Source organism: Candidatus Aminicenantes bacterium (assembly GCA_026393795.1).
Taxonomy (GTDB): domain Bacteria; phylum Acidobacteriota; class Aminicenantia; order UBA2199; family UBA2199; genus UBA2199.
Genome location: JAPKZL010000199.1, coordinates 1 through 10487, shown reverse-complemented (window position 1 = coordinate 10487; position 10487 = coordinate 1). Strand labels below are relative to the sequence as shown.

At 55.6% G+C, this 10487-nt stretch carries 12 protein-coding genes; 3 read left to right on the top strand and 9 right to left on the bottom strand.

Annotated elements, in window-relative coordinates:
• Nucleotides 1-414: 414 nt before the first annotated feature.
• The 3 genes from NTW95_09545 to NTW95_09535 form a co-directional block, all read right to left on the bottom strand.
• The gene (locus NTW95_09545) at nucleotides 415-903 is read right to left on the bottom strand and encodes a GreA/GreB family elongation factor (protein ID MCX6557654.1); all 489 of its coding nucleotides are present in this window, start codon (nucleotides 901-903) and stop codon (nucleotides 415-417) included.
• A gap of 466 nt (nucleotides 904-1369) precedes the next feature.
• Nucleotides 1370-1945, bottom strand: a complete 576-nt coding sequence (locus tag NTW95_09540) for a hypothetical protein (GenBank protein MCX6557653.1) — start codon at nucleotides 1943-1945, stop codon at nucleotides 1370-1372.
• A 77-nt stretch (nucleotides 1946-2022) separates the two neighbouring features.
• Nucleotides 2023-3399 (bottom strand): M20/M25/M40 family metallo-hydrolase, encoded by a 1377-nt coding sequence (locus NTW95_09535; protein ID MCX6557652.1) that lies wholly within the window; start codon nucleotides 3397-3399, stop codon nucleotides 2023-2025.
• Between the two features lie 132 nt (nucleotides 3400-3531).
• Between NTW95_09535 and NTW95_09530 the strand changes: the two genes are divergently transcribed.
• A complete protein-coding gene (locus tag NTW95_09530; GenBank protein ID MCX6557651.1) occupies nucleotides 3532-4170 on the top strand; it encodes a hypothetical protein in 639 nt (212 codons plus the stop codon).
• A 12-nt stretch (nucleotides 4171-4182) separates the two neighbouring features.
• Here NTW95_09530 and NTW95_09525 read toward each other — a convergent pair whose 3' ends face one another.
• The 6 genes from NTW95_09525 to NTW95_09500 all read right to left on the bottom strand — a co-directional run bounded on the left by NTW95_09525 (nucleotide 4183) and on the right by NTW95_09500 (nucleotide 8512).
• Nucleotides 4183-4548 carry a thioredoxin family protein gene (locus NTW95_09525; protein MCX6557650.1) on the bottom strand — a complete coding sequence of 122 codons (366 nt, stop codon included), beginning with the start codon at nucleotides 4546-4548 and terminating at the stop codon, nucleotides 4183-4185.
• Between the two features lie 13 nt (nucleotides 4549-4561).
• Nucleotides 4562-5005, bottom strand: coding sequence for a CGGC domain-containing protein (locus tag NTW95_09520; protein ID MCX6557649.1), 444 nt, complete (start codon nucleotides 5003-5005; stop codon nucleotides 4562-4564).
• 114 nt (nucleotides 5006-5119) lie between these two features.
• Nucleotides 5120-5917, bottom strand: coding sequence for a carboxypeptidase-like regulatory domain-containing protein (locus tag NTW95_09515; GenBank protein ID MCX6557648.1), 798 nt, complete (start codon nucleotides 5915-5917; stop codon nucleotides 5120-5122).
• Between the two features lie 53 nt (nucleotides 5918-5970).
• On the bottom strand, nucleotides 5971-6303 hold the full coding sequence (locus NTW95_09510; GenBank protein ID MCX6557647.1) for a hypothetical protein: 333 nt from the start codon (nucleotides 6301-6303) through the stop codon (nucleotides 5971-5973).
• A complete protein-coding gene (locus NTW95_09505; protein MCX6557646.1) occupies nucleotides 6293-6811 on the bottom strand; it encodes an RNA polymerase sigma factor in 519 nt (172 codons plus the stop codon). The genes NTW95_09510 and NTW95_09505 overlap by 11 nt, the downstream gene beginning before the upstream one ends.
• A 159-nt stretch (nucleotides 6812-6970) precedes the next feature.
• Nucleotides 6971-8512, bottom strand: a complete 1542-nt coding sequence (locus NTW95_09500) for a DUF3943 domain-containing protein (GenBank protein MCX6557645.1) — start codon at nucleotides 8510-8512, stop codon at nucleotides 6971-6973.
• Nucleotides 8513-8749: 237 nt separating this feature from the next.
• On the opposite strand from NTW95_09500, the gene NTW95_09495 reads away from it, so the two are divergent.
• Nucleotides 8750-9583 (top strand): hypothetical protein, encoded by an 834-nt coding sequence (locus tag NTW95_09495; protein MCX6557644.1) that lies wholly within the window; start codon nucleotides 8750-8752, stop codon nucleotides 9581-9583.
• Nucleotides 9576-10391, top strand: a complete 816-nt coding sequence (locus NTW95_09490; GenBank protein MCX6557643.1) for an NAD+ synthase — start codon at nucleotides 9576-9578, stop codon at nucleotides 10389-10391. The genes NTW95_09495 and NTW95_09490 overlap by 8 nt, the downstream gene beginning before the upstream one ends.
• The last annotated feature ends 96 nt before the right edge of the window (nucleotides 10392-10487 follow it).

Sequence of the window (10487 nt, the reverse complement as noted above, 5' to 3'; positions counted from 1 at the left end):
ACATAGCCTGGCCCTTGTTCGGCGCTAGCGGTACTGATTTGTCCCTGATCCTTGGCAGCGACGGCTCCCAGCGGCGTCACCGACACCTGCAGCAGCCATAAAAAAGAAAAAACCACCAGCAAGGCAATCCATTTTTCTTGTCTTTTCATCATACCGTTCTCTCCTTACGACCGATAATTTTACAATTAATGTTATGCGATCCAAATAATTTATTCAAGCGGACGATGATGTTACCTGAGCCCGTACTTGTCGACCAGGTAGATCAGCGACGCAGGGTGGGGCTGCCCTTCAATCTGCCATCGCGAAGCGCTTCAAAAGAAATAGGCCTCAAATCCTAACTCTACATGCAGTACCATTATCGGGGCAGGCGATTCAAAGTCATAAAAAATTGCACCGAACTGGCACCTCGTCGGTTCAGGCGCTGAATACGGTGCCGCGCAGGGTGGTGATCTTTTCGATATAGAACCTTTTTTCCCCGGCGGGAACGGTGACGACAACCTCCTCGCCGACGGTGCGGTTCTGCAGGGCCATGCCCACCGGCGAGCCGAGGGAGATTTTGCCCTCGGAAGGGTCGACCTCAATGGGGTGGACGATGGTGTATTCGGAGCGGGTGTTGGAATTGAGCTCGAGCACCACCACGACCGAGCCATAGCCGATCTTTTCTTCGTCGACAGGGGATGCGGATATATCCTTGTACTGCTGCAGCAGGTGGCTCAGCTGGGCGATGCGGGCCTTGAGGAAAGCCTGCCTCTCGCGGGCGGCGTCGAATTCGGCGTTTTCGCTGAGGTCGCCCTGGCTGCGCGCCTCGGCGATGCGCTTGGGCAGCTCGACCTGGTACTCTTCGCGGAGCTTGCCGATCTCCTGCATGAGCGATTTCTTCTTTTGTTCAATGGAATCTGTCATCTGTGACTGCCTTCCGTAATCCGTCCGGAACCGATGGTATTTGGCCAGAAGAATGTACATCGGATCGGGAAAAATTGCAAGCCCTTCCGCCGGTCCGGCGGAATACTTGACCGCTCCGGCAAGGAATGCCCGCTTGCTCTCATCCCAGATAGGATCCCCCTCGCTGTTATGCCTAGGTCGCGAGTATTGGCACTCTGATTTTCAAAGGACTTTTAGATCCGGAAAATCAGCCAGTGCCAATATAGCATATTGACACTCTGATTTTCCCAAGTTTTTTAGTTGGGAAAATCAGCTAGTGTCAATATACCATCACTGGATGCGTTTCCAGCTTTCCGAACTTGGAAACGCATAGTGATGGTATCACTAGATGCGTTTCTGATTTACCGTCTGTGAAACGCATAGTGTTGCTATTCAACTCTCCCCTTCGGCTTCAATTTTTCCTATCAACGGATTTGAGATTATTCCATCAGTTTCTATCCAAAGAAAACGTCGTGTCGTATTGGGGCTTGTATACTTCGTTGTCGTAGAATTTGAAGTCGCCCTCAATGCGGTCCTTGGCTTTAAACTCGCCGATGAATTCCCAACGGCGCGGGATATCATACAAAATTTTTCTCAAGTTGATGGTCACTTTCTTGCCATCGACGATATACTCACCCGGGGTGGTGTTCAACACGGTGGTGCCGGACTTCTTATCTCCGCTGAACGTCATCAGGCCCGTGACGGTTGGAGACCCGGGGACGGAATAATTCATTGTCCATTCGCCGGTGATGTCGTAATCGGTTTTAAGGACCACCAGGAACAAAACAGCGGCCACGGCGGCAACGCCCACACCGATGAGGACATAGGGCAAAAGGCTTTTTTTCGGGGCCGGGGCAGCTTTGTTTCCGGCGGCCTCGAGAAAGCCCGATCCTTGTTCGCCGTTCGCTGAACTGACAGCATCCACCGTGCCAGCTGCGGCCAGGGGCCTAGCGGAAACCTGCAACATCCAAGCGAATGTCAGGGTCACCAGCAACGCGATCCATTTTTGTTGTTTTTTCGTCACTTTTAATCTCCCTGTTAAATAGTGATAATCCAATCCGGATAATGTAAACTAAATGGAAATTTTATTCAATGACGGCACTACCTGAGCCCGTACTTGTCGAACAGGTAGATCAGCGAAGCCAGGGTGGCGCTCCCTTGGTTCAGGTAATCCTTGTTGACCCGCTCGAAGGTGTCGTAGCCGCTGTGGTGATAATCGAAATAGTGGCCGGGATCGGCAAGCAGTTCGCCCAAGACCGCGTTCTGTTCCTTCAGGAAACCGACATCCACGCCGCTCCCCTCGTTGATGAAAAGCGTAACCCCATAAGGCGCGAACAAATTGCGATAGGATTGGAATTTCGCCAGATATTCCTTTTTCGTATCGAAGCTGAAGCCGATGGGCCGGTCGCAGCCGCCGTCCGATTCCAGCGCAAAAAGATGTTTCTCTTTCTTTAAAAGGGCCGCTGCGGCATACTTTTTCCCGCCGCGCTGGTTTAGCTCCTCGTCCATGAACAGGACGACACGCAGGGTTCTCTTGGGCCTGTAGCCGATAGCTCGGAAAATTTTCCAGACGGCGATCGCCTGCACGCAGCCGCCGCCGTCGTCATGGGCGCCCTCGGTGATGTCCCAGGCATCGATGTGCCCGCCGACGGTGATGATCTCGTCGGCAAATTCGCTGCCGCGCACCTCGCCGATCAGATTGAAGGATTTTTCGTCGGCCAGAAGCTTGCAATCCGATTTCAGGAAAAGCTTCAATTTGGGGTCAGCGGCCAGCTGCTTGCTCACGATATCGGCGTACGCGGTCGCTAGGGCGAAGGCCGGTATCTGTTTGGGCGTGTCCCGGTACCTCATCACCCCGGTGTGCGGGAACGTGTCGACGGCGGTGGTGATCGACCTGATGACGACCGCCTCCGCTCCATACCTGGCGGCGACCGACGCCCCGGCGAAGCGCAAGGAGACAACCTCGCCGTAGGCTTCAAAGGTGTTCGCCTTGCCCGGATCCATCGTCTTGTTGAAAAAAATGATTTTTCCCTTGACGGCCTTTTCTCCCAGCTTGGCCAGCTGTTCGAATGACGCGACCTCGACGACCCCGGCTTGCAAGCCATTGACCGCTGTGCCGACCGAGTTGCCCAAGGCGCATAGCGAAAGTTTTGTCTCCCCAAATTTTTTTGATCTGATTGCACCGACCTCTTGGCTGCCCCTTTGCCAATGGGCGACGGAGCATTCCTGAAGATACACGCGGTCAAAGCCCTCTTGCGCCATGACGCCCTTCATGTATCTGATCGCCTGAATGGAGAGGAGCGTACCGCAAAGCCGGTTGGGATAGTTTTTGCAGAGCACCCGCAGGGTTTGATAGGACGACGTATCGCCGGCAGCGGTTTTGTAGATGTCGGCAAAAACCTCCGTGTCTTTTTTGGCTGAGCACCCGGATAAAGTGATGACCAGACTGATAGCAATTGGAAGAAAATATTTGCTCATGCCTGAATTCTAAGGATATTGGGTCGATTTATCAATATGGCATTGCCGCGATTTGACATCTCTGCCCGAAGCAACCAGAATAGAGGCATCGATCGCGTTTTTTGCGCATCGATTATAGAAGAGGAGAATCAAATGAAGCCATTGCATTGGATGATCGTCTTGATTTTTTTATGCGCCTGGCAACCGGCCCAGGCTCAGGACCAGCAAATGGACATGGAAGCCATGATGCGCTGGAGCAGCGCCGACGTTGTTTGCTACCATATCGTCGGCGTCTATCAGGCACAAACCAATGTCATCGGCGGTTCGGGCGACATCGGTTACGCCGACGTGACCGACCGGGTGGTGATCGACTTGAAGTGGAGGCTCACGGAGTCCACGCTGGTGGGAACCCCGACTATCCTCAACGAAAAATCCGCAGTCAAGAACTTGCGCAACTATGAGCCGAAGTGCCGGCCGCCGGTGCTCAAGGGCGAGTATGAGCACTGGGAACTTCTGGGGGTCAAGGACGGCTTGAGTGGAGTACTCGAGCTGCAGGTACAAACCACCTACCCCGCGGCGGATGTGGCCCAGTTCTGCACCGGAAAAAATAAAGCCGTGCCGGGCAGCGTCAAGAAACATCCCGAGGAATTGATCGTGCTGTCGCCAGTCATGTTGGGCATGTCGGTGCCCGAGTCGGACAACCTGCGCATCTCCAAGGACAAGAAATCCCTGATCCACAAACAGGACGGCTGGACCTGGACCTTCACGCCGACGCTCGAGCCGGCCAAATAGCGCCCTGAAATCCTACTTTAACGCGGCGCAGAACTCGGCCCAGTTTTTCTTGGTTATGCCAACAAAGGGGATGGAGTCCAGGCGCGAGACGATCCGGCCCTTGGCAAAGACGATGACCTGGGGAACGACATGGATCTCGTACCTGGACCACAGAGGGTTGCCCGGGTCGTCGATGGTCACGCGCAGGAAATCGTAGTCAGCGGAGCACGTTCGGGAGAATTCGAGGAACCGTTCCTCGAACATGTGACAATAGGGGCAGGAGGTCATGGCGAACAGGACGACCTTTTTCTTTTCACCGTTGATGTAAGGAGAAATATCGGTGGGATCGGAATAGGTGGCGATGCGGCCATTCTCCCCGGCCTGGCTGTTTTGATTCATGCCGGCTTCCGCCTCAATTATAGTTTTCCATGACCCCGCGGGTTTCGGCCATCAGCTCGCCGGCGATCTCATCCATTTTGGCTTGCTTCCAGAAAGGCAGTTTCTGATGGTTTTCGTAATACTTCAGGGGGATCGGATGGGTGCCGATTACCACCGGCAGACCGAAAGCGGTTTCGATGAACTTTTTGAAATCCCGGGTATGCTCGCAGGGAGGATAACCGACGACAAAACAGGTGGCCAGATGGATTTCCTGAGCGCCATTCTTCTTCATTTCCGCCGGCACGTTTTCGATGTTGCCGCCCGGGCAGCCGCCGCAGTTGGCGAAGCCGACGATTTCGACCGCTTCGTCCTTGGCGTAGGCCGCGAAAGCCCCGACCCGCTCGCGCAAGGCCCGGAAGCATTTCCCGCCGCCGCACGACAGGTAACGTCCGCAGATGATGATGCCGATCTTTTTCATAATGCCTCCAAAGCTTATGTCAGATGTTTGATCTCAGTAAAATTTTCAGATCGCCGATGAAATATAAGCTTTGCCGGCATTTTTGTCAACAAGCCGCTGCTCTTTCAACCTGCTTTATTTAATCTCGGCGTTGATCACCAGTACCAGCGACTTGCCGTCATTGCCGATGCGCGAGACCCCGGCCACCAGATAGCCGTTCTCGGCGATCTCGGTTTCCGAACTCAGCAACACCTGATTGTTGCTCGATTGGTTCAGCCAGAATTCCAGCTTGACCGATCGCTTGCCGTTACCGCCGGTCAAAACGGAAATCTTTTTGAAATCAAACCGCAAATTCTCACTGAGTGACGAAGAGAGCGCCAACCTGCTGAATTCTGCGCCTTCGTTGACCGTGATCATGGATGCCCCGTCGAGCACATAGGATTTAAAACTCAACAGATTGCTGACCTCAGCGAGAACGTTTTCCAGATCCTTATTTTCAATGGGTTCGGTTTTGCCCTCCTTTGCGGCAATGACGGTAAAGATACGCAGCAGGATGGTTTTCTTTTCAATATCACTATTCAACACGAATTCGTCATGATCGATCTTCAGCACGAAGCTGACCGGGGCGTTCCGCTGCAGCTGGGAGACGGTGACCTGCATGGTGGCCGGCAAAAAGCCGTCCGCCATGACCATGACTTTGCAGCGTCCGGTTCCCAAACCGAGCAAAGCCCATTCGCCCTTTTGACCGCTGCTGGTCTGGATCTTCTTGCCGCTGTTTTCAAACTCTACAGTTACGACGGCATTGGCCACCGGCTTGCCGGTCTCATCCAGCACGGAACCGCTCAGCCGCCCCCGTCCCAGCCCCGCCTGGGCGTTGAGGAAAACCGCTAAAAATACAACCATGATCAGGTTGACCAGGAATTTGTTTTTCATATTCACATTTCACCTCCATTTTTATTTGTTTTTCATTTTCATAAAGACAATTTTTATCCATTCGTCTCGGGCAGATAAAAATCGTCACGCTGCACCCAGATGATCTTGATGTTCTTTGCCGGGATGGTGAACTCGGTGCGGATCTGGGTGATCTTTTTTCCCGGGGGCTTGGACGGGTGAATCAGGGGAAGAGAAAGCACGATAACAAGCAAAGTCGCGGCCAGCAAAGGCGCCCAGACTTTTGCCCGTTTCCAGACCGATGGCCCTGGCTGGCCTGCTAGTGCCCCGATGCGGCGTCGCACGGCATCCCGCACCTCCGCGGGTATCTCCAGCTCATTCTTTCCGACTCGGCTGAAAATGAATCGATCCAGGTCGTCATTTTTCATTGTTTGTCTCCAAAGCCAACCGCACCGCCTCGCGGCTGCGGTTGAGGATGAACTTCACGTTCCCCTGGCGCAGGCCGCAAATGGCGGCGATTTCGGCGATTGAAAAACCGTTGTAATAAAACAGATAAAAAACCTCCCGCTGCCGCGGGGGCAACTGCCGGGCTGTCCCATAGATCAAGGCCAGGTCAGGATCATCGGCCGGGGCGGCAGGCTCTTTAAGCAGCAAGTCTATCGGGATCACGGTCTGTTCTTTCTTGCGCTGATTGAAATGTTTCTTGATTTCGTTGTGGGCGATGGCGAAGATCCATGTCGAGAAGCTGCGCTGGCGGTCAAAAGAGGGGAAATAACGCCAGGCCCGGATCACCACTTCCTGATACAAATCGTTGCTGTCTTCGGAAAAGTTGAGTGCCTTGCGCAGGAAATTGAACAGCTTCTTTTCGACGGGCGCGACAAGCTCCCAAAATGAATTATTTTCCTGCGCCAACGCTTCCACCCTGTTCTTTTTCATGCGTTGAGGTATTATAGCACGGCCGGGCAACGCCCAAGGGACGCAATCGGAACAGGTCATCGGCCACTGCTTCATACCTCTAATATCCACGGCAAAGGGAAAAGGTTAGTTCACGGGAAGTCAGACGTGCGGGAAAGAAAGACCGCAGCGGGGCGCCGGCTAGAAACTGACTCCCAGGCGGTAGAAGAAGCGCAGCTCGTGGTTCTTGACGCTGACCTCATGGAAGCGGCCCGAGCGGTCGATCCCCTCCAGGTTGAAGGAAAAAAAGAATGGCGAGCGCGGGACGGCGACGGATAGGGCGGCATTGTAGGCGAAACGGGTGTCGCTAAGGCGCGAGTCGTCACGGATATCGTCCTGGAAGCGGTCGAGCCCCTGGATAGAAGCGCAGCGCTGGTATTCGATTCCGGCCTCCAGGCGCAAGCCTTGGGTGCGAACATCAAACCGTCCCTCCAGGCTGTAGCCCATGGAATAGTAATAACCCCAGTTGTGCAGGGTCGTCTTCACCCCCCAGACATCGTGATCGGCCGAATAGGTATTGTAGGCCAGGGAATGGATCATGCTGAAGTCGAGGGTGGCCTGGAGGCCGAGCCGGGCGGTCAGGGCGCCGGAGTACATGGTCAGGTTGTAGTCGGGCCCGATGAGATGGATGGTGGAGTATTTATCGGTGTAGCGCGTCGGCTGCTCACGCTCTAACCAGGGATCGGTCATCCCCAGCTCGTCGCCGTCGTAGGCGGCGACGGTTTTCTTGAGAAAGAAATCCCAGGCCATGACCCAGCCCAGCCACGATTCGCTGCCGCGCAGCGCTCCGTTTTCGCTGGCGCTGACCCGCCTCCACCACCAGCCGGCCAGGACGCAGCTGGTGCGCGCTGAAATTTCCTCGACCAGGCTGTCGTTGAAGCTGAAGGAGATGCGGTACTCGTTGTCGAGCGGCAGCCGCGAATAACCGGAGCCGGATCCGGGCCGGCCGTAGCCCGGCAGGGTGACCAGGCGCAGGTCGAGATCGAAGGCGGCATGGGCGGAGGCGTTGTCCGCCGGCGACGCCGGTCCCTGCTTGCCGCCGAGGCTGAGGCGGAAATCGCTTGCCCCCCGGCTCGGAACGCGCGCCGGCCGGCTTTTGCCGTCGATGAAATCGTTGATCCCCAGCACCGGGTTGACCAGCAGGCAGGCAATGCGATTGGCCAGGCCGGGGCGGCTGCGGAAATGGGAAGCGATCTGGAAAAGGGGCTCGCCGCTGGCCGGACCGCCGGCTATAGTGAAGATATGGTCGTTGATCGAGGAGATCTCGCGCCACTCGGCGACGTATTCCCAAATAAGTGACCCGCCCGCTGAAAACAGCAAAGAAACGAAAGGGCTGAGGCCGTTGGTCCGGGCACAACTATAATAGAAAGCACCGGCCCAGGCGTGCACCACATTGGTCAGGAGCCGGTTGGAATCCATGCGCAAACCCTCGGAAGTGAAAAACTTGCGCTGCTGGTCTTTCCAGGTCAGGGTGAATTGCCAATCCTCGAGAAACTGGGTGTATTTTATCCAATAAAAGACGGCGGTAACGGCCAGGTTGATCCCCATTTCGATGAACGCCCATCCGGTCTTCACGGCCGGCTTGGCGTCTTCCAGATTCATGGCGCCGGTCTGTTTTTCAGAGGCCCAGAGCCCGGAAAAAAAAGTGATCAGCAGACAGAAAAGGACAATTCTATTTTTCAAAGGGGTTCCTTATTGAGAATGGTCTCTGAAAGGCACAAAAATATCACAATCATGGGTTGCTGTCAATTGGGCCATGGCCAAGTAAACCAGCGCCCAAGCACCCAAGCGGCACTGTATTTCCATTAAGCGGTCGATATATTTCCGGAGGGGGAACATGCGTTCGCACTCCCGGCGCTGACGGTTCGCCGCAGCCTGGCCGATTGCCAATAGGCGCCAATTCATGGTATAGTTATGCATATGAAAGTAAGAGCCATTCAGTTCAGTCCCGCCCTGGGCAACATCGAGAAAAACCTGGGTGCGCACATCGGCCATATTTCCCGGGCCATCGCCGACGGACGGGAACTGATCGTTTTTCCCGAATTGAGCATCAGCGGCTACCAACTGAAGGACCTGGCCAGCGACATCGCCCTAAAAAAAGAGGGCCGCGAATGGCGCGAAATGGAAAAATTGAGCAAAAAGATAGATATCATCATCGGCGCGCCGCTGGAAGAGGAAGCGGGACTCATCACCAACGCCGCCCTCTATTTTTCCAAGGGCAAGTGGCGCCATACCCACCGCAAGGTGCAGCTGCCCAACTACGGCATGTTCGAGGAAAGGATGATCTTCAAACCGGGAGAGGAATTCCGGACCTTTAAAATCGGGGCTATGACCGCCGGCATTCTCATCTGCCGGGAAATCCTGTTCCCCATGCTGGCCTACCTGTACTTCATCCAAAAGACCGACCTGCTGATCGGCATTTCCAACAGCCCGCAGCGGGGGATCGGCAAGGATGGGATCTCCTCCTTTCAATTGTGGGAGACCATGGGCTATGTCTTTTCCCAGTTCTATCACCAGAACTACCTGTTCGTCAACCGCGTCGGCTTCGAGGACGGCATCGGTTTCGGCGGCGGCTCTTTCCTGGCCCGCGCCGGCCAGGGCATCGTCCAGAAGGCCAAGTACGTCGACGAAGATGTGCTGGACGCGGAGATCAAGACGGCCGATGTCCGCCGCGCCCGCTTGAGTTCCAATTATTTGCGCGACGAGCAACCGGAGCTGGTGCTCAGGGAACTGCGGAGAATCCTCCATGCTTAAGATCCGCTGCGACCTGGTGGAAAAGATCCTGGTCAGCTCCATCCGCGACAGCATATACAAAAACGGCTTCAAGAACGCCATTGTCGGGGTTTCCGGCGGGCTGGATTCGGCCGTGGTCCTGGCCCTATGCAAAAAGGCCCTGGGCGGCCGCCACACCTTCGCCTTGCTTCTCCCCTACCGCATTTCGGCGCTGGAAAGCCTGGAGCACGGCAAGCTGGCCTGCGCAAGCTGCAAGGTCGCCTGCGAGGTCATCGACATCTCGCCGGCCGTGGACGCCTACTTCGACCGCTACCCGGCCGAGAGCAAGCTGCAGGTCGGCAACAAGTGCGCCCGCGAACGGATGTCGGTTCTCTACGATTTTTCGGTGCGCAAAAAGGCGCTGGTGGCCGGGACCTCGAACAAGAGCGAGATCCTGGTCGGCTACTCCACCCAGTTCGGCGACTCGGCCGCCGCCTTCCTGCCCATTGGCGATCTCTACAAGACCCAGGTGTACGAGCTGGCCCGCTACCTGGGCGTCCCCGAACCCATCGTCGCCAAGAAGCCGTCGGCCGACCTGTGGCCCGGGCAGACCGATGAGGGCGAGATTGGCATCAGCTACCACGACCTCGACCTCATCCTGCACCTGACGGTCGACAAGCGCTTGGATGAAGGCGAGATCGTCGAACGCGGCTTCACGCTGACGGCCGTGCGCCGGGTGAAAAAAATGATCGCCGCTTCGCAGTTCAAGCGCACCATGCCCCCGATCTGCAAGCTTCACCCCCGCACCGTGGGCATCGATTTCAGGTATCTCAGGGACTGGAACAAGTGACTGAAGATGAACTATCGTGACGAGTGACGAGTGACGCGTGACGCGTGACGAGGAAGAGAATAGAATGAGGTTCGACGTTCGATGTTCGATGTTGAA